Origin of the sequence: Pseudomonas sp. NFXW11, from assembly GCF_049887815.1 — a bacterium.
Taxonomy (GTDB): domain Bacteria; phylum Pseudomonadota; class Gammaproteobacteria; order Pseudomonadales; family Pseudomonadaceae; genus Aquipseudomonas.
In genome coordinates this window covers 220,371-239,475 of record NZ_JAGEKI010000008.1, presented here as the reverse complement: position 1 = coordinate 239,475, position 19,105 = coordinate 220,371, and the positions used below count along the sequence as shown (strand labels likewise).

Genomic DNA, 19,105 nt, shown 5'->3' with positions numbered 1-19,105 from the left:
CGAAAGCTTCCCCACAGATCGCGAAAAAGCGCCCGGGCCTTGCACCCGGGCGCCGTTTTTCTATCAGTCGGTCTCGATCCGCGAATGCTTGCGGGTGTCCTTCATGGTCACGTAGACCAGCAGCGAACAGGCGATGCAGGCGGTGACGTACCAGTAGTAGCCGGTTTCCATGCCGATGCTCTTGAACCACAGGGCGATGTATTCGGCGGTGCCACCGAAGATCGACACGGTTAGCGCATAGGGCAGGCCCACGCCCAGGGCGCGGATCTCGGTGGGGAACAGCTCGGCCTTGACCACTGCGTTGATCGAGGTGTAGCCGCTGACAATGATCAGTGCCGCCATGATCAGGAAGAACGCGCCCCACCAAGTCTGGATGCTGTGCAGGGTGCTGAGGATCGGCACGGTGAACAGGGTGCCGAGAACGCCGAAGGCAATCAGGATCGGCCGCCGCCCGACCTTGTCCGAGAGCGCGCCGATCACCGGCTGCAGGCACATGAACAGGAACAGAGTGGCTGCGGAAATGGTGGTGGAGTCGGAAATGCTCATGCCGACGGTGTTCACCAGGTATTTCTGCATATAGGTGGTGTAGGTGTAGAAGGCCAGGGTGCCGCCCATGGTCAGGCCGACCACGGTGAGCAGTTCCTTGGGATGGCGCATCAGGGTGCGCATCAGGCTTTCCTTGGGCTTCTCTTTCTTCTTGGTGAAGGACTCGGTTTCTTCCATGCCGCGCCGCAGGTACAGCGCCACTACTGCACACAGGGCGCCGATGCCGAAGGGAATCCGCCAGCCCCAGGATTGCAGCTCTTCGGTGGTCAGCACGTTCTGCAGCACGATCAGCACCGCCAGGGCGATGAGCTGGCCGGAGATCAGGGTCACGTACTGGAAGCTGGAGAAGAAGCCGCGACGTTCCTTGGTCGCCATCTCGCTGAGGTAGGTGGCCGAAGTGCCGTACTCGCCGCCTACCGACAGGCCCTGCATCAGGCGCGCCAGTACCAGCAGGATCGGCGCACCGACGCCGATGGTTTCATAGCCCGGGGTCAGGGCGATGATCAGCGAGCCGAAGCACATCAGCAGCACCGAAGCCATCAAGGCTGCCTTGCGGCCCTTGCGATCGGCGTACAAACCCATCAGCCAGCCGCCGATAGGGCGCATCAGAAAGCCCACGGCGAAGATCGCGGCGGTGTTCAGCAATTGTGCGGTGGTGTCGCCCTTGGGGAAGAACACCTTGGCGAAGTACAGCGAGAAAGCGGCGTAGACGTACCAGTCGTACCACTCGACCATGTTGCCGACCGAACCGCTGAAAATCGATTTCAGGCGGCTAGCGGTGGTCTTTTCTGTGGCGGGCGCAGCCGCCGACCCAGCAGGCAAGGTATTAGAGATATCCATGAAGGACCCTTCTATTCATTGTTTTTGTGGAGTGCGTGCAAGACGCAGCCTGCCGGGGCTATAGCAGGACCTGTGCCAGGCAGCAGAGGCCCGGAATAGAGGGGTGGGCGAAAAAGGATGAGCGGAAATCCGCCTATTGCCGGTGCGGCCATGAGCGGAAAGCTGCCCAGAGCCGCAAGCCGCAAGCTAGGAGCAGGGAGTTTGCAGACTCCGCACATGACTTGCCGCTTGAAGCTTGCCGCTGCTCTTGCTTTAGCTTTCTTTGAGGAAGCTTTCTCTGGCCAGGCCGTGGCGCTGCATCTTTTCGTTGAGGGTGCGACGGGGCAGTTGCAGTTCGTTGAGCACCGCCTTGATCTCGCCCTTGTGCCGGGTCAGGGCGGCGCGCAGGCACTGGGCCTCGAAGGCTTCCTGCTGGGCCGCCAGGGATTGGCCAACTTCGACCGACTGTGCCTGCGGTTCGCCAAGCCCCAGCACCTGGCGTTCGGCGGCATTGGCCAGTTCGCGCACATTGCCCGGCCAGTCGTGGCTGAGCAGGCGGCTCAGCTGTGCGCCGCTCAAGGGCGTGACGCTGCGCCCCAGGCGCTCGGCGGCGGTGCGGGCGAAGTGTTCGTAGAGTTGCGGAATATCCTCGCGGCGCTCGCGCAGTGGCGGCAGGCGCAGTTCGGCGACGGTCAGGCGGTAGGCCAGGTCTTCGCGGAAACGTCCGGCGCGGGCCTCTTCCAGCAGGTCGGGCTTGGTGGCGGCGATGATTCGCAAGTCGACCTTGATGCTCTGGTTGGAACCCAGGCGCTCCAGTTTCTGCTCTTGCAGCACCCGCAGCAGCTTGACCTGCTGAGCCAGGGGCATGCTTTCGATCTCGTCGAGAAACAGCGTGCCGCCATCGGCGTATTCCAGCTTGCCGATGCGCTTGCCCTGGGCACCGGTAAAGGCGCCGCTTTCGTGACCGAACAATTCGGCCTCGAACAGTTGTTCCGGGATAGCCGCGCAGTTCAGGGCGACAAAGGGCTTGCCGGCCCGGGGACCGAAATCGTGCAGGCAGCGGGCAATCATTTCCTTGCCGCTGCCGGTTTCGCCACGGATCAGCACATTCACCGGCAGGGACGCCAGTTCCAGCACCTGTTGGCGCAGGGTCTGCAAGGCCCGGGACACGCCGAGCAGGGTGGCATCGAGCTTAGCCCGGCTGTCGGCCTGCTGGTGCAGGCGACGGTTTTCCAGAACCAGGTGGCGCTTGTCCAGGGCCCGGCGCAGGCTGCCGAGCAGGGTCTCGGGGCTGAAGGGTTTTTCCAGGAAATCGTAGGCGCCGTCACGCATGGCCTCCACCGCCATCGGCACGTCGCCGTGGCCGGTGAGTAGAATCAGCGGCAGGTCGGGGTCCAGGCGCTGGACCTGGGCCAGCAGTTCCAGGCCGCTGATGCCGGGCATGCGCACGTCACTCAAGATCACCCCGGGGAAGTTACGCGGCAGCTCTGCCAGGCAGTCTTCGCCACGGCTGAACAGCTGGACTTCGAAACCCGACAGGCTCAGCCATTGTTCGACGGCGCTGCGGATACTGGCCTCGTCATCCACCACTATCACCGAGTTCAGCATTGGATATGCGCCTCCAGGTCGATGGGCAGGCTCAGGGTGAACACCGCGCCCTGGTCCTGGTTGGCCGCGCTCAGGCGGCCCCCCAACTCATGGACTATGGCGTAGGACACCGCCAGCCCCAGGCCCAGGCCGTCGCCCACCGGCTTGGTGGTGAAGAAGGGATCGAAGACGCTAAGCAGGTGTTCCTCGGCGATGCCGCCACCGTTGTCCGCCACTCGCAATTGCCACAGCTGGTCTTCGGCTTCGAGGCTGATCTCCAGGCGCCGGGAAGGCTTGTCCTGCATGGCATCCAGGGCGTTGCGCAGCAGGTTGATCAGCACCTGTTCCAGGCGGATGGCGTCGCCGCGGACCCAGGCCGGGCGAGCCAGGTGCAGCACCACCTCGATCGCTTCGCTGCGCAACCTGGCTTCCAGCAGGTGCAGCGACTGGTCCACCACCGCCGCCAGGTCCAGGCGTTCGCGCAGGCCGCCGGGGCTCTTGCGGGCGAAGGTCTTGAGGTGGCTGGTGAGGGCGGCCATGCGGCTGAGCATGTCGTCCAGAGGCCGCAGGGCCTTGTAGGCTTCGTCCACCCGACCGTGTTCCAGCAGCAGCCGCAGGGTTGCGAGTTGCATGCGCTGGGCGGTCAGGGGCTGGTTGATTTCATGGGCCAGTGCCGCGGACATCTGCCCCAGGGCGGCGAGCTTGGCCGATTGCACCAGGCCTTCCTGGGCGGTGCGCAGGTCGCGGGTGCGTTCCTGTACCAGCAGTTCCAGTTCCTGGCGATTGCGCTGGCGGATTTTCCCCAGGCGCCAGCGCTGGCTGAGGAACAGCAGCAGGAACACCAGCGCCAGCCAGGCGCCGGCAGCGGCCAGCCCGGCATTGCGGCTGTCCTCGAAGGCATTCGCCGGCTTGCGCAACAGGTGCAGGGTCCAGCCCTCGGCGGTCAACGGCAGGGATTCCCAGAGGTAGTTGGCGCGGCCTTCAGGGCCGTCGACCCGCACCAGGCGGCTGTTGTTGTCGAATTCCTGCAGGGCGTCATGTTGCAGGGGGACCAGGGGTTGCTTGTCGTACTGGCGAGTCTGCTTGATCTCCGCCAGGTCATTGCTCGACAGCGGCTGCAGATGGCGATAGCGCCAGCCGGGCTGGTTGGCGATAAACACGATGCCCCGCGCATCGCTGACCAGCAGGGTGTCGCTGCCCTGGCTCCACTCGTGCTCCAGCTCGGGAAACTCCAGCTTGACCACCATGGCGCCGAGGAAGCCGTCGTTGTCGGCCTTGACCGCGCTGGCGAGGAAATACCCGGGAATGCCACTGGTCACGCCCACTGCATAGAAGCGGCCGCTGCCCTGGCTGCGAGTCTGCTGGAAGTAGGGGCGAAAGCCATAGTTGTGGCCGACATAGCTGCTGGGCAGGCGCCAGTTGCTGGCGGCCACGGCCAGGCCATCGTGGTTCAGCAGTTCCAGGGTCGAGGAGCGGGCGGCGCCGTTGATCTTCTCCAGCTTGCGGTTCAGGGCGTCCTGGGTCTCGGCGGCAACCGGCCCTTGCAGCGCGGCACGCAGCTCCGGGTCCAGCGCCAGTACCGCCGGCAGGGCGCGGTAGCGTTCGATCAGGGTGTGCAGGGAGTTGGCATACAGCCCCAGTTGCTCGTTGGCACGGGCGGCGTCTTCCACCAGCGCCTGGCGTTCGGCGTGGCGCATGGCCAGGCCGGCGCTGACTGCCGTGCCGGCGAGAATCACCAGGATATAGAACGTCAAGCGGAGTGGGCGAGAGATCTGGGCCATGAGTCGGGGCAGGCTGCAATGGGGGCGGGAACGATAGCATGAGCGCCGGGTGGAACGTTGACCGCCGACAGTGTGGAGAAAGGCCGGGGCAAAAAAAAGCGGCGGGCCGTTGGATCAACAGCACCGCCGCCTGGGCCGAGCGGGGAAGGGCTTACTGCACCTCTACCGCCAGGCTGTCACTGATCTTCTTCTGCCAGATGGCGGGACCGGTGATGTGCACCGACTCACCCTTGCTGTCGACTGCGACGGTTACCGGCATGTCCTTGACCTCGAACTCGTAGATCGCTTCCATGCCCAGCTCGGCGAACGCCAGCACCTTGGACTTCTTGATCGCCTGGGCCACCAGGTAGGCGGCACCGCCGACGGCCATCAGGTACACGGCCTTGCTGTCCTTGATCGCGTCGATCGCGGTTGGGCCGCGCTCGGACTTGCCGATCATGCCCAGAAGGCCGGTCTGCTCGAGAATCTGCCGGGTGAACTTGTCCATCCGCGTGGCGGTGGTCGGACCGGCCGGGCCCACCACTTCGTCGCCTACCGGATCGACCGGGCCAACGTAGTAGATAAAGCGGCCCTTGAGGTCCACCGGCAGGGTTTCACCCTTGTTGAGCATCTCCACCATGCGCTTGTGCGCGGCGTCGCGGCCGGTGAGCATCTTGCCGTTGAGCAATACGGTTTCGCCCGGCTTCCAGCTCTGCACGTCTTCCGGGGTCAGGGTGTCGAGGTTGACCCGACGCGCCGACGGGCCGGCTTCCCAGACGATTTCCGGGTAGGCGTCCAGGGGCGGTGCTTCCAGGGCAGCCGGGCCCGAACCGTCGAGCACGAAGTGTGCGTGACGGGTGGCGGCGCAGTTGGGGATCATGCACACCGGCAGGGATGCGGCGTGGGTCGGGTAGTCCATGATCTTCACGTCGAGCACGGTGGTCAGGCCACCCAGGCCCTGGGCGCCGATGCCCAGCTGGTTGACCTTCTCGAACAGCTCCAGGCGCATCTCTTCGATACGGTTCTGTGGGCCGCGAGCCTTGAGCTCGTGGATGTCGATGGATTCCATCAACACTTCCTTGGCCATCACCGCGGCCTTCTCGGCGGTACCGCCGATGCCGATGCCGAGCATGCCCGGCGGGCACCAGCCAGCGCCCATGGTAGGCACGGTTTTCAGTACCCAGTCGACGATGGAGTCGGACGGGTTGAGCATCGCCATCTTCGACTTGTTCTCGGAACCGCCGCCCTTGGCCGCCACGTCCACTTCCACGGTGTTGCCGGGAACGATGGAGTAGTGGATCACCGCCGGGGTGTTGTCCTTGGTGTTCTTACGGGCGCCTGCCGGGTCGGCCAGGATCGAGGCGCGCAGGACGTTTTCCGGCAGGTTGTAGGCGCGACGCACGCCTTCGTTGATCATGTCGTCCAGGCCCATGGTGGCGCCGTCCCAGCGCACGTCCATGCCCACGCGAACGAAGACGGTGACGATACCGGTGTCCTGGCAGATCGGCCGATGGCCGGTGGCGCACATGCGCGAGTTGATCAGGATCTGTGCCATGGAGTCACGAGCGGCCGGCGATTCTTCGCGCAGGTAGGCCTCGTGCATCGCCTGGATGAAGTCCACGGGGTGGTAGTAGGAAATGAACTGCAGGGCGTCGGCAACGCTCTGAATCAGGTCGTCTTGCTTGATCACGGTCATGAGTCGCGCTCCTCTAAAAGACGGGAACATTTAATAAGGTGCCGGCACTTGGGTGGATCGGTCGGATGCAGGCACCTTCTAAGGCACGCCGGACAGACAACTGGCGCGACGCTAAAAAGGCGCGGCAGTATAGCGCGCCTGGGTGCCCGGTACACCCGCCAGGCAGGCAAACCAAAGTCGCCTATCGGATAGGCACCGTTCTTGCGTGAAACAGCGGCGAAAGCGCAGGTTCGGGCTTAAAATTTGGATAGTCATTTGCCCGGCGCAGCACTAAAGTGGCAACTGGCCTGCAGGGTAGGAACCTCTTTAAGCCTCCTTTCTCACGGTGAGTCAACGATTGACCCATAAAGCCATCCAGAGCTTGTTATTCAAGCGCTTCACCATTGCTGCGGGCACCTATGGACTGATCCTGCTGCTGTTCTGGCTGGCCGTTCTCACGGGGCACTATCGTGCCTCCGCCAGCAACGCGCTGTGGGCCACGGCATGGGTGCTGGCCACTCAGGGGCTGCTGTGCTGGGTGTTTCTCAGCGGGCGCAATTTGCGCTTTGCCGATCCCAGCCTGACCGAGACCCAGGTGGTGCTGGGCATCGCCTGGCAGACTTGGCTGATCGCCCACCTGGATCAGGCTCGCGGGGTGTTCCTGGTGTTCTATATCCTGCCCTTGCTGTTTGGCCTGTTTCATTTATCGCGCCGGGCCTACCTGCGCTGCGCGGTGCTGATCTTCTTCTGCTTTGCCGGGGTCAACCTGTGGGATGGCTACCGCCAGTTGCTCGATGATCCGCAACTGGCGGCGCTGCAACTTTGCGTGTTGCTGGTGATGCTGGTGTGGATGTGCCTGTATGCCGCCTACGTCCAGGCGTCGCGTTCACGGATGCGCCAGCGGCGTTTCGCCTTGCAGGCCCATCAGGACACCCTGCGCGGCATGATGCGGCAACTGGAGGACCTGGTGGCCACCGACGAGTTGACCGGCCTGTTCAACCGCCGGCATTTCCTGCGCATCACCAGTCGCGAACTGCAGGCCATGACTCGCGGCCAGGTGCACGGGCTGGCACTGATCGATCTGGACCATTTCAAGCGCATCAACGACTTGCATGGCCACGCCGCCGGCGACCAGGTGCTGCAAGCCTTCGCCGCTGTGGCCACGGCCTGCCTGCGGGACGGCGATGTGCTGGCCCGCTACGGCGGCGAGGAGTTCGTGGTGCTGTTGCCCGAATGCAACGCCGAGCGCCTGACTTCCTGCTGTGAACGCCTGCGCCTGGCCTTTATGGAGGTGCAACTAGTGGGCTTGCATATTCCTGACCTGAGCCTGTCGGCGGGGATGACCCTGTTGCAGGCCGGCGACGATCTGGACGCTGCCCTGCAACGGGCCGACCAGGCGCTGTACCGGGCCAAGCGCGATGGCCGCAACCGCTGTTTTGCTGCCTGGGAAAACCTCGATGCCTGAGTTGACCGTGGGTGATCGGCGCTGGTCGGTGGCGCCTGGAAGCAATCTGCTGGACGCCCTGAATCAGGCCGGCGTGGCGGTGCCCTACAGCTGCCGTGCCGGCAGTTGTCATGCCTGCCTGGTGCATTGCGTCAAAGGCCTGCCCAGCGACAGCCGACCGGATGCCTTGAGCGATGAACAACGTCGTCGCGGCTGGCGCCTGGCCTGTCAGTGCCAGGTGCAGGAGGACCTCGAGGTCGAGGCTTTCGATCCTGCGCGTGATGGCCTGCCGGCCCAGGTGGTCGGCCTCGACTGGCTGTCGGCCACTGTCCTGCGCTTGCGCCTGCAACCCGAGCGGCCGCTGCGCTACCGTGCTGGCCAGCATCTGGTGCTGTGGGCCGCCGGCCAGGTCGCCCGGCCTTATTCCCTGGCCAGCCTGCCGGAGGAAGACCGCTTCCTGGAATTTCACCTGGATTGCCGGCTGCCGGGGCAGTTCTGCGATGCCGCTCGGCAATTGCAATTGGGTGACCCGCTGCGCCTGGGCGAGCTGCGTGGGGGCGCCTTGCACTACGACCCGGACTGGCAGCAACGACCGCTCTGGCTGTTGGCGGCGGGCACCGGGCTGGCGCCGCTGTTCGGTGTGCTGCGCGAGGCCCTGCGCCAGGATCATCAGGGGCCTATCCGGGTTATTCACCTGGCCCATGATCACAGCGAGCATTATCTGGCCAAACCCCTGGCTGCCTTGGCTTTGAGCCGCCCGCAACTGAGCGTGGAGCTATGGCAGGGGGCCGAGCTGACAGCGGCTTTGGCGCAACTGCGGCTTGTTTCCCGGCAAACCCAGGCTTTACTCTGCGGCCACCCCGAGAGTGTCGACGCCTTTGCCCGGCGCCTGTACCTGGCGGGGTTGCCGCGCAATCAACTGCTGGCCGATGTGTTCCTGCCCCGTGGTTGAGCGCTGATTCTTCCTGAGCGAGATCCCCATGACCGATGCCATCGAGCTGCAACGCGAGGGCGGGCTGCTGACCCTGCGCCTGAACCGCCCCGACAAGAAAAATGCCCTGACCCGGGCCATGTACAGCCGTTTGGCCGAGGCCCTGGTGGAGGCGGACACCGACCCGCACATCAATGCGCTGCTGATCTGTGGCAGCAGCGAATGCTTTACCGCGGGCAATGACATCGCCGACTTCCTGCAACAGCCCCCCAGCGATCTCGACAGCCCGGTGTTTCATTTCATGCGCAGCCTGCTGGAATGCCGCAAGCCGGTGGTGGCGGCGGTGGCCGGCGCGGCGGTGGGCATTGGTACTACCTTGCTGCTGCATTGCGACCTGGTGTATGTCAGCCGCGATGCGCGCTTGCGCATGCCCTTCGTCAACCTGGGCCTGTGCCCGGAGTTCGGTTCCAGCCTGATCCTGCCGCGCCTGTTGGGGCAGGCCAAGGCGGCCGAGTTGCTGCTGCTTGGCGAAGGTTTCAGTGGCGAACAGGCGGCGGCCTGGGGCATCGCCACTGCGGCGTTGGGGGATGGCGCGGCGGCCCTGGCCAAGGCTCGGGAGGCGGCGCTGCGCCTGGGGCGCTTGCCACCGCAGGCGGTGCAGGTGAGCAAGCAGTTGATGAAGGCGCCGGATCGCCAGTTGCTGCGCCAGGTCATTGAACAGGAAGGCGAGCTGTTCACCCAGCGCCTGCGTTCGCCGGAAGCGATTGCCGCGTTGTCGGGGTTTCTCGCCAAGGGCTGATTGTTCGCCCTGGGCGCCGGGGCGAGGCTATGTGGCGCAGGCATGAAAAAGCCCCGGGGTTTTCACCGCCGGGGCTTTTTCATTCAGGCTGCGAGGCTCAGACCATCGGGTCGCCAACGTGCAGGATCTTCATGCCGTTGGTGCCGCCGGTGGTGTGGTAGCTGTCGCCCTTGGTGAGAATCACCCAGTCGCCTTTTTCCACTACGCCCAGCTTCAGCAGCTCGTCGATCGCGGCCTGGCTGACCTGCTCCGGTGGCAGCGAAGCCGGGTCGAACGGCACGGTGTAGACGCCGCGGAACATGGCCGCGCGGGCTTGGGTCTCACGGTGCGGAGAGTAGGCGTAGATCGGCACCGAGGAACGGATGCGCGACATGATCAGCGGGGTGTAGCCACTTTCGGTGAGGGCGATGATCGCCTTCACGCCCGGGAAGTGGTTGGCGGTGTACATGGCGGCCAGGGCGATGCTCTGGTCGCAGCTTTCGAACACCTTGCCCATGCGGTGGCTGGAGGTCTTGCTGGTGGGGTGTTTTTCCGCACCGACGCAGATTCGCGCCATGGCCTGTACCGCTTCCAGCGGGTAGGCACCGGCGGCGCTTTCCGCCGAGAGCATGACCGCGTCGGTGTAGTCGAGCACGGCGTTGGCCACGTCGGACACTTCGGCACGGGTCGGCATCGGGTTCTGGATCATCGACTCCATCATCTGGGTGGCAACGATCACCGCCTTGTTGTGGCGACGGGCGTGCAGAATGATTTTCTTCTGGATGCCCACCAGTTCGGCGTCGCCGATTTCCACGCCCAGGTCGCCACGAGCCACCATCACCGCGTCACTGGCGTTGATCAGGCCGTCGAGGGTTTCATCGTCGGCCACGGCTTCGGCGCGTTCGATCTTGGCCACCAGCCAGGCGCTGCCACCGGCTTCGTCACGCAGCTTGCGCGCGTATTCCATATCGGCGGCATCACGGGGGAAGGACACCGCCAGGTAATCGACTTGCATCTCGGCCGCGAGCTTGATGTCGGCCTTGTCTTTTTCCGTCAGGGCCGGAGCGGTCAGGCCGCCGCCACGACGGTTGATGCCCTTGTGGTCGGACAGCGGGCCGCCGATGGTCACCACGCAGTGCAGCTCAGTGGCGGTGGCGGTTTCTACGCGCATCACCACGCGGCCGTCGTCCAGCAGCAGTTCGTCGCCTACACCGCAGTCCTTGACCAGGTCCGGATAGTCGATGCCGACGATGTCCTGGGTGCCTTCGGTCAGCGGGTGGCTGGTGGAGAAGGTGAACTTGTCACCGATCTTCAGCTCGATACGCTTGTTGGCAAATTTGGCGATACGGATTTTCGGGCCTTGCAGGTCACCGAGGATGGCCACGAAGCGCCCGTGCTTGGCTGCCAGGTCGCGGACCAGTTTGGCGCGAGCCTTGTGCTCGTCCGGAGTGCCGTGGGAGAAGTTCAGGCGGGCAACATCCAGCCCCGCGAGAATCAGTTGTTCGAGAACTTCCGGCGAGTTACTGGCCGGGCCAAGGGTGGCGACGATTTTGGTACGACGAACGGACATGCACGGACTCCTGAGTTCAAGCGCAACGAGAGGCTACTATGCTGCGAAGTTGTAGTCATTGTTCGTTTGCACTACTTATCGCTTTGTTTGTTTGCAGCAACAACCTTGAAGATTTTTGCCAATGAGTCGATACACTGCACAAGACAGGAGAACCCCCATGCGATTCGTACTCATTGCTGCCCTGGCCGTCAGTGTCGTCGGCTGCACCCGCTGGTCCATGAACCATCATTTGAACAACGCCTACCGTGCCTACGACCGTGGCAACTGCGAAAGCGTGATGCTCGAGCTGAGCCAGGTCGACCGTGACAGTCGTGCGCGGCGCTATATCCAGCCGGAAGTGTCGATGCTGCGCGGGCAATGCCTGGAGCGGCAGAAGCTGTTCGTCGACGCGGTGCAGACCTACCAGTTCATCATCACCCAGTACCCCAGCAGCGAATACGCCTTCCGCGCCCGAGCGCGCCTGGATACCTTGCAGCAACTGGGGCACCTGCCAACGGGCAGTGCTGCACAGGCGCGCCCTGCGGCGCTGTGAATTGCAACCGTCGGAGCGGTGTAATTGCTCCTCGGGTCTGAGCTAACATTGACCCAGGTTGTTCGAACACTGCCCGGGCCCTTCCGTGGCAGTGGCGTTGGAATCCTTCTGGCGATTTTCTTCGCAGCTCGAATCCAGGTGAAGATGCCGCGGTTCGCGGCATGTTCCGAAGCACTAGTGCGGTCATGCTTAATGACCTTTCATAGCGATACCCAGCATGTTCATTGAACGTCGGATCGAACGGCATCAGTTGCCGTCTTGCTTGAAAGTCTTCAACCGTTTCACCGACAAGCCGGTGGGTTTTCTCGGCAATCTGTCGGCCGATGGCTTGATGCTCATCAGTCAGTTGCCGATGCTGGTTGGTGCCGAATTCGAGTTGCGGGTGAAAGTCCCCCTGGGCGGTGGCCAGGTGCAGTTGGTGGATTTCAACGCCTGCTGCCTGTGGTGCCACGAGGACCTCACGCCCCATCAGTACGACAGCGGTTTCAGCCTGCGCCGGGTCCCCCCGGAACTCGCCGAGCTGGAGCAGGCCCTGCGCCATTACTTCAGCTTCCACCCGTTGCAGACCTCGGCCTGATACGCCGCGGCCGTTACAGGCTGCCGGCTTTCTTCCAGCTCAGATAACGGCTCACCAGCTCGGCCCCCAGCTCCCCCGGTCGGGCATCGAGCAGGGCGATGCCGTGGGCGCCGAGGCGTTCGTGCAGCTCGTCCCGGCTATTCAGGTAGTTCACCGTGGCGCTGTAGGCCAGGGCTTCGCCCAGGGTTTGCACCGGGCTCTGGCGCAACTGGTCGAGGACTTCCTCGCGCAGGCTGACCACCAGCACCCGGTGCTGACGGCCCAGGCGCTTGACCGCGGTCAGCAGCTCCTGATCGTCTTCGTCCCGCAGGTTGCTTATCAGCACCACCAGGGCCCGGCGTTTCTGCCGGGCCAGCAGTTCGCTGGCCGCCGCCTGATAGTCGGCAGGGCGCTGGCTGGTATCCAGGTCGTAGACACCATTGAGCAGCACGCTCAGTTGGGCCGAGCCCTTGACCGGTGCCAGATAGCGCGAGTGCTCGCCGGCAAAGCTGTACAAGCCCACCGCATCGCCCTGGCGCAGGGCCACGTAGCTGAGCAGCAGGCAGGCGTTGAGGGCGTGGTCGAAGTGCGCCAGCTCGCCGTCCTGGCTGCGCATGCGGCGCCCGCAATCGAGCATGAAGATGATCTGCTGGTCGCGTTCGTCCTGATACTCCCGGGCGATGGGGGTGCGCTGGCGGGCGGTGGCTTTCCAGTCGATCTGCCGCAGGCTGTCGCCTTCGCGGAATTCGCGCAACTGATTGAACTCCAGGCCCAGGCCCCGGCGTTGCCGCTGGCGCACCCCGAGTTGGCTCAGCCAATTGTCCACCGCCAGCAATTGGGCGCCGTAGAGACGGGCGAAGTCAGGATAGACCCGGGTGCTGTCCTCGACCTTGAGCAGGCGCCTGGCGCTCCACAGGCCCAAGGGGCTGGGCAGCTGGATCTCGCACTGCTGGAACTGGAAGTGGCCGCGTTGCAGTGGCCGCACGCTGTAGCCGATGCGGCTGGCCTGGCCGGGCTCCAGGCTCAGGGCCTGGGGCAGGTGCTCGAAGCCCAGGCCCTGGGGCGGATGGTCGAACACCTGTACGGCAAGTGCCTGCGGGTAGCTGTGGCGGATTTCCAACTGCACCTCGCTCCAGCGTCCCAGGGGCAGGCTGCCGGGCAACTGGCGGCGGACTTCGGGGGAGGCCAGGCGCAGCAGGCGCAGGGCATCCAGCAGGGCCAGCAGCAACAGCGCCAGCAGCAGGCCCCAGGCAATCGAGTCGAGGCGCGGCAGGGCCTCGATACCCAGGGCGCGGGCGGCACCCAGAAGGATGTCCAGGCCGGCCAGGGTGCCCAGCCAGATCAACAGCAGTCGGGTCGGTTTCATCGGCGCGACAGGCTCACAGGCGTGGTGCCGGAATCTGCTCGAGCATTTGCTTGAGCACCTGTTCCACCGACAGGCCTTCGATATCCAGCTCCGGGGCGACTCGTACCCGGTGCCGCAGCACTGCCATGGCGCAGCCCTTGATGTCATCCGGAATCACGAATTCGCCGCCCCGCAACAAGGCGCGGGCCCGGGCGCCGCGCACCAGGGCGATGGACGCTCGTGGCCCGGCACCGAGGATCAATCCCGGCCAGCTGCGGGTGGCTCGGGCCAGGCGCACGGCGTAGTCGAGTACCTGCTCGTCCAGGGGCAGGTCGCTGGCGATGCGTTGCAGGGCCAGCACGTCCTTGGCCTGGAGCACGGTGCATAACGGCTGCACGTCGAGCATGTCGGCGCGGGTCGAACGGGCCACCTGACGCACCATGTCCAGCTCTTGTTCGGCGTCCGGGTAATCCATGCGCAGCTTGAGCATGAAGCGGTCCAGCTCGGCTTCCGGCAGCGGGTAGGTGCCTTCCTGCTCGATGGGGTTCTGGGTTGCCAGCACCATGAACGGCTGGGCAATCGGCAAGGCCTGGCCCTCCAGGGTCACCTGGCGTTCCTGCATGGCTTCCAGCAGGGCGGCCTGGGTCTTGGCCGGGGCGCGGTTGATCTCGTCCGCCAGCAGCAGGTTGGTGAACAGCGGCCCCTTGCGCAGCTTGAACTGCTCGGTCTGCAGGTCGTACACCGCATGCCCGGTGACGTCACTGGGCATCAGGTCCGGGGTGAACTGGATGCGCGCGAAATCCCCACCGAAGCAACGGGCCAGGGCCCGCACCAGCAAGGTCTTGCCCAGGCCGGGAACCCCTTCGAGCAGCACGTGGCCACCGGCGATCAGGGCGGTCAGCACATCATCGATCACCGCTTGCTGGCCGATCACCACCTTCTGCAATTCCTGGCGCACGGCCTGGGCCAGCTGGCTGGCCCGCTGCCGCTGCTGGGCGGTATCGAGCGGGGGCAGGAGCACCTCGGAGGAGTCAAGGGATTCGACGGGTTGTTCGCTCATAGGGCATTCCTGAGAGTTTGCAGGTGGGCGACCTGCTGGCTGAAGTCGGCGCTGGAAAGGCGTTTCCCGGCCCAGGGTTGCAGGGCCTGTTGCACGCTGTCGAGCGGCTGTTGGCTAAGCAGGGCAAGGACTTCCCACTGGGCCTCGGCCGGCAGTTGTTCGAAGCCTGGATGGCGGCGTCGCGCACGGCGCCGGATATCCAGGTGCAGGGCGTGCAGCAAGGGCCCCTGGCCTGCGTGGCGCAGAAGGAAGTCGGCACTGGCGCGCAGGTGTTCGCGCAGTTGGCGGCGGGCCTTGGGCGCAGGCGCCAGCAGCGGGCCCTGGCGCGCGCTGGCTTGCCACAGCCACAGGCCGAGCAGCAGTGCCAGGGCTACCAGGGCCTGGGGGAAGTAGCGCCAGAGCAGTTGCCAGAGGCTGGGATGATCGCTGTTGAACAGCAGGGTCACGGCCTTTTCGCTGTTCAGGTACCACAGCAGCCAGGCGTTGTCGTACAGGCCGATGGCCGAGTTCTTCCAGATATCGGCATCGGTCAGCACGGTGATCGAGCCCTGGCCGTAGTCGAGCTGGATCATGTGGGTGGCGGCGGCGCTGTCGGCCCAGGAGCGGGCAAGGTCGTCCGGGTCGTCCAGGTGGAAAGCCGTGTCGAAGCCGACATAGGCCGGGGCCTGCTCGTCTTCCAGGTAGACCTTGGTCAGCTTTGGATAGGCGTCTTTTTTGGCTGGCGTTGGTGGCGTGTCTTGCTCGAGGTCCTCGCTGAGCAGCTGGTGGATTTGCACCCGGTCCAGCAGCAGGTCGCCGCTTTGCTGGCGATCCTCGTCCCACAGGGCTTCGGCGACGAACAGCAGGTGGCCGCCGGCACGGGCCCAGTTCAGCACCTGGTCGACCTGGCGCGGGCTCATGTTCGAGCGTTCGCCCAGCATCAGCAGGCTGTTGCCGACGGGTTTCAGGCTACTCAGCACTTCCAGGCCGTTGGCGTGCTCAACCTTGAGGCCTCGCTCGCGCAGGAAAAATTCCGCGGCCAGGTAAGGGTTGGCGCGGGCTTCAGGTGAGGGGCCGTGATCGACCAGCTCCTGGTAGGGCGTGGCATGCCGGTACAGGTAATAGCCAGCGCTGCCGAGCAGCAGCACCAGCAGCAGGGCCAGGGTGCCCCAGAGTACGCGCTTCATGGGGTGGCTCCGGGGCCGAACAGGCGACGCCAACCATTGCACAATTGTGCTTGCAGCTCGGCGCCGGGAATCTGATGCCCGTAGGCCATGTTCTGCCAGTGGCGGGTCAGTTCCTGGCTGAAGGCTTCAAGGGCCGGTTGTTGCAAGGCACTGATGTGTTCCAGTACCTGGCCTTCGGTATCGGCCACGCTGAGGGGCAGTTGAAAGTCTTCCAGCAGGCGGCTGAGCAGTGCCCGATAGAGCAGGCCCAGGGCTTCCCGTGGCTGGCTGGACCAGAGCTCGGCAGCATGGCCGGCCACGTCGGCGGGCAGGCTTTGGCTGCTGACTTCCAGGCCGAACAGCTGCTGGGGCATGGCGGCCGGGCGCTTCTTGCGCGGCAGCGGACGGCGTCCGACAAAGGCCCGCAACCACTCGCGATAGCGCCAGATCAGCCAGGCCACAGCGCCTAGCAGCAAGCCCCAGAGAAGGATTTCCAGGGCCTTGGCGAAACCGCCGAAGTTGCTTTGCCCAAGGTTTTGCAGAAGGTTCTTCAGCCAGCCGGAAGGCTTGCCCTTGGCTTCTTTCTTCTGCGCCTGCTCGTCGCCGAAGCGGTAGCGGGTGACCGATTCCTGGTTCTTGAACGGCGGTTTATCGAGGAGGCCCTGGATGCTGTCCTTCGAGGCCTTGCTGGTCAGGGCTTGTTGCAGCAACCGTGGCGCTTCGGGGCCTGGCACGGAAGGGTTGGAGTTGGCGGCCCAGAGCGACTGACCGGGCGCCAGCAGCGTCAGGGCCAGCACCAGCAGCAGTGGCGCGGCAACTGTCAGGCGCTGGCGCAGGCGGCGGAACACCAGCTCGATGTCCCAGGCTTCCAGCTCGGTGCGGCGGTTGAGGTACAGGCTGAAGCCGCAGGCCACATAGATGGGCTCCCAGAACACCAGGACCAGGGCATACATGGCATTGGTCAGGTGTTCCAGCCACAGCCAGTCCTGCTGGGCGGCGGCGATCAGGCTCTGCCAGTCCCAGTCCAGTTCGATCCGTTGCGGCAGCAGCAGGTAGAACAGCACCATCAGGCCGATCCATAGCGCGCCTTCCAGGTGCATGCCGATCAGGGTCAGCCAGCGTGCGGCCCCGCCATTGCGCTGCAACAGCACGCCCAGGCGCTGTTGCCGGGCATCGCCGCCGAGGCCTTCAAGCTGCACCACTGGCAGGGCGAAGCTGCGGCTCAGGCTGAAGCGGCGCCAGGTCAGGCTGGCCAGCAATTGTGGCTTGAGCACCCGCGGCCATTGCTTCAGGGCCTGGCCTAGGCTGGGCGCCTCGCCGAACAGCGCCTGGGATAGGATCAACAGCGGCAGGCGTTCGAAGGCCGGCTTGAGCCACCAGAACAGCAGCACCGCCAAGGACGGCGATTGCCACAGCAGCAGGCTCAGGACGGCGAACACGGGCAGGCTGACGATGGCCCAACTGGTCATCAGCAGGCGGCGGTGGCGTTGGCTCAGGAGGATGCCCAGATCCATGGCTTCCCAGGCGTTGCGCGGACGGATCGCTACGCTGGCATCACTCAGGCGCATGGGATTCTCGTCCGGCCAGGCTCAGGTAGGTCGCCACCAGGCCCCAGAGGGCGGCGCCGACGCTGTATTTGATCCAGGGCGCCGGCCAGGTCATGGACGACCAGTAGGCCTCGACAAAGGCGGCGATCAGCAGCAACAGGATCACCCCGTAGATCAGTTGCACGCTGACTCGCGCTGCCTGCAACAAGGCCTCGCCGCGGGGCAGGCGACCGGGGGCAATCAATGCCCAGCCGAGTTTCAGCCCGGCAGCGCCAGACAGGGCGATGGCGCTGAGTTCGAAGGCGCCATGGCCGATGACAAAGGGCCAGAAGGTCTGGCCGGAGCCGATCTGGGTCAGGTGGCCGGCGATGGCGCCGATCATCAGGCCGTTGAAGAACAGGAAGAACACACTGCCCAGGCCAAACAGCAGGCCGCTGGCGAAGGTCTGAAAGGCAATGCCGATGTTGTGCATGATGTAGTAGCCGAACATCACCCAGTCTTCGCTGGAGGCGCGTTCGGCGGCCCGCCCCAGGCGTCCGGAGCTGGGGTCGTACATGCTTTGCATCTGCGCCACCTGTTCCGCGCTCACCAGGCTGTAGACCAGGTCGGGGTACAGGTACACCAAGAGGCCGATCAGCAGCAGGCTGCCGAAGAACAGCAGGCTGGCGATCAGCACCAGGCGCCATTCCTGGCGCACCAGGCGGGGAAAGCCGGCCAGCACGAACCCCAGGATATTGGCACTGATGGCGGTGCGCTGGCGGTACAGCTGCTGGTGGCCACGCAATGCCAGCTGTTGCAGCGGGTCGATCAAGTAACTGCTGTAACCACGTTCCTGGGCCAGGGCCAGGTGCTGGCACAGGCGCCGGTAGTCCTGGACGAAACTCTGGCAGTCCTCGGCCTTGGCCTTGCGTCGTTCAAGCTGCTCGAGCCGTTGCTCGAACTGCTGCCATTGCGCCTGGTGGCGGCTTTCGAAGAGGCTTTGTTTCATGAGGTTCCCAGAAAGCCGCGGGCGATGCCGTTGAGTTCGGCCGTGGCCTGGGCGCTGGGCACCTGCAGCGGCTGGGCGAGGATTGCCGCCAGCTCGCGGATGCGTTCGGCGGACAGCTGGCCCTGGCGTTCGGCAAAGCCGAGGATCGCTCGCTGTTCGTTCAGGCTCAGGGCGAAGGGGGCGGTGCGTGGTGCGGCTGTCGGCAACTGCGGGCGTGGCACCGCTTGTTCGCGGTAGATCACCAGGGTGCCGGCGGCCAGGTCGCCGAGGCGCTTGAAGGTCGGGTGTTGCAGGCAACTGACAGCACCCAGGAAATAGCCGAACGGCAGCATGTCGACGAAGCGCAGCAGGTTGCGGGTCAGCGAGGCGCTCCAGCCGATGGGGGTGCCGTCGTCCTGCACCACCCGCAGGCCCATCAGCTGTTTGCCGGGGGAACGGCCCTGGTTCAGCACTTCGAACAGCACCATGTACCACCAACTGACCAGGAACAGCAGGATCGAACCGAGGCCGATGCCGACCTCGTCGAAAAAGCCCAGGACGATCAGCAACAGGCTCAGGATCAGCCCGCGTACCCCAAGGTCGAGGCTGAACGCCAGGCTGCGCACGAGCAAGCCCGCCGGCCGCAGCGGCAGGTCGATGCCCTCGGGGGTCTCGACCTGGTAGCGCGTATCCAGTGGCGGGTGCAGCGATGCGTTCCTTGGCGTTGCTGTCTTCTCAAGCATGGGTAGCGTGTCGGCTTGACCGGGGAGAAAAATCCAGCGCCGATGCTAGCAGTGTCTGCGGGGCAAACGAATCCTTAACTGCGAAATTGCCGGTGCTTTG

16 protein-coding genes are annotated in these 19,105 nt (G+C 64.8%); 5 read left to right on the top strand and 11 right to left on the bottom strand.

Annotated features, from left to right (window positions below; translation table 11 throughout):
* Positions 1 to 63 precede the first annotated feature (63 nt).
* From J4P02_RS15065 to J4P02_RS15050, 4 genes are all read right to left on the bottom strand, one after another.
* Positions 64 to 1,386, bottom strand: a complete 1,323-nt coding sequence (locus J4P02_RS15065) for an MFS transporter (protein WP_426191540.1) — start codon at positions 1,384 to 1,386, stop codon at positions 64 to 66.
* 252 nt (positions 1,387 to 1,638) lie between these two features.
* Positions 1,639 to 2,973 (bottom strand): sigma-54-dependent transcriptional regulator, encoded by a 1,335-nt coding sequence (locus tag J4P02_RS15060; protein WP_426191538.1) that lies wholly within the window; start codon positions 2,971 to 2,973, stop codon positions 1,639 to 1,641.
* Positions 2,967 to 4,733, bottom strand: coding sequence for an ATP-binding protein (locus J4P02_RS15055; protein ID WP_426191536.1), 1,767 nt, complete (start codon positions 4,731 to 4,733; stop codon positions 2,967 to 2,969). Before J4P02_RS15055 ends, J4P02_RS15060 begins: the two co-directional genes overlap by 7 nt.
* Positions 4,734 to 4,884: 151 nt before the next feature.
* A complete protein-coding gene (locus J4P02_RS15050; protein WP_426191534.1) occupies positions 4,885 to 6,408 on the bottom strand; it encodes a fumarate hydratase in 1,524 nt (507 codons plus the stop codon).
* A 337-nt stretch (positions 6,409 to 6,745) separates the two neighbouring features.
* On the opposite strand from J4P02_RS15050, the gene J4P02_RS15045 reads away from it, so the two are divergent.
* The 3 genes from J4P02_RS15045 to J4P02_RS15035 are packed head-to-tail and all read left to right on the top strand — an operon-like array spanning position 6,746 to position 9,561.
* On the top strand, positions 6,746 to 7,852 hold the full coding sequence (locus J4P02_RS15045; protein WP_426191532.1) for a diguanylate cyclase domain-containing protein: 1,107 nt from the start codon (positions 6,746 to 6,748) through the stop codon (positions 7,850 to 7,852).
* The gene (locus J4P02_RS15040; protein WP_426191530.1) at positions 7,845 to 8,783 is read left to right on the top strand and encodes an iron-sulfur-binding ferredoxin reductase; all 939 of its coding nucleotides are present in this window, start codon (positions 7,845 to 7,847) and stop codon (positions 8,781 to 8,783) included. Before J4P02_RS15045 ends, J4P02_RS15040 begins: the two co-directional genes overlap by 8 nt.
* Before the next feature lie 28 nt (positions 8,784 to 8,811).
* A complete protein-coding gene (locus J4P02_RS15035) occupies positions 8,812 to 9,561 on the top strand; it encodes an enoyl-CoA hydratase-related protein (protein ID WP_426191528.1) in 750 nt (249 codons plus the stop codon).
* 97 nt (positions 9,562 to 9,658) lie between these two features.
* Here the strand turns inward: J4P02_RS15035 and pyk are convergent, their stop codons facing one another.
* Entirely contained in the window at positions 9,659 to 11,110 is a 1,452-nt protein-coding gene (gene pyk / locus J4P02_RS15030) for a pyruvate kinase (protein WP_426191526.1), read from the bottom strand.
* 157 nt (positions 11,111 to 11,267) lie between these two features.
* On the opposite strand from pyk, the gene J4P02_RS15025 reads away from it, so the two are divergent.
* Together J4P02_RS15025 and J4P02_RS15020 are read left to right on the top strand one after the other, a co-directional pair.
* A complete protein-coding gene (locus J4P02_RS15025) occupies positions 11,268 to 11,642 on the top strand; it encodes a tetratricopeptide repeat protein (RefSeq protein WP_426191524.1) in 375 nt (124 codons plus the stop codon).
* Between the two features lie 217 nt (positions 11,643 to 11,859).
* A complete protein-coding gene (locus tag J4P02_RS15020) occupies positions 11,860 to 12,219 on the top strand; it encodes a PilZ domain-containing protein (RefSeq protein WP_426191522.1) in 360 nt (119 codons plus the stop codon).
* Positions 12,220 to 12,232: 13 nt separating this feature from the next.
* Here the strand turns inward: J4P02_RS15020 and J4P02_RS15015 are convergent, their stop codons facing one another.
* From J4P02_RS15015 to J4P02_RS14990, 6 genes are read right to left on the bottom strand one after another with little or no spacing between them, the layout of a single operon-like run.
* Complete coding sequence (locus tag J4P02_RS15015; RefSeq protein WP_426191520.1) at positions 12,233 to 13,564, bottom strand: DUF58 domain-containing protein; 1,332 nt, start codon at positions 13,562 to 13,564, stop codon at positions 12,233 to 12,235.
* 13 nt (positions 13,565 to 13,577) lie between these two features.
* Entirely contained in the window at positions 13,578 to 14,603 is a 1,026-nt protein-coding gene (locus J4P02_RS15010) for an AAA family ATPase (RefSeq protein WP_426191518.1), read from the bottom strand.
* On the bottom strand, positions 14,600 to 15,769 hold the full coding sequence (locus tag J4P02_RS15005; RefSeq protein ID WP_426191516.1) for a DUF4350 domain-containing protein: 1,170 nt from the start codon (positions 15,767 to 15,769) through the stop codon (positions 14,600 to 14,602). Before J4P02_RS15005 ends, J4P02_RS15010 begins: the two co-directional genes overlap by 4 nt.
* Positions 15,766 to 17,316, bottom strand: coding sequence for a DUF4129 domain-containing protein (locus tag J4P02_RS15000; protein WP_426191514.1), 1,551 nt, complete (start codon positions 17,314 to 17,316; stop codon positions 15,766 to 15,768). Before J4P02_RS15000 ends, J4P02_RS15005 begins: the two co-directional genes overlap by 4 nt.
* Positions 17,303 to 18,283, bottom strand: coding sequence for a stage II sporulation protein M (locus J4P02_RS14995; RefSeq protein ID WP_426191512.1), 981 nt, complete (start codon positions 18,281 to 18,283; stop codon positions 17,303 to 17,305). The genes J4P02_RS15000 and J4P02_RS14995 overlap by 14 nt, the downstream gene beginning before the upstream one ends.
* On the bottom strand, positions 18,280 to 19,005 hold the full coding sequence (locus tag J4P02_RS14990; protein WP_426191510.1) for an RDD family protein: 726 nt from the start codon (positions 19,003 to 19,005) through the stop codon (positions 18,280 to 18,282). The genes J4P02_RS14995 and J4P02_RS14990 overlap by 4 nt, the downstream gene beginning before the upstream one ends.
* Positions 19,006 to 19,105 lie beyond the last annotated feature (100 nt).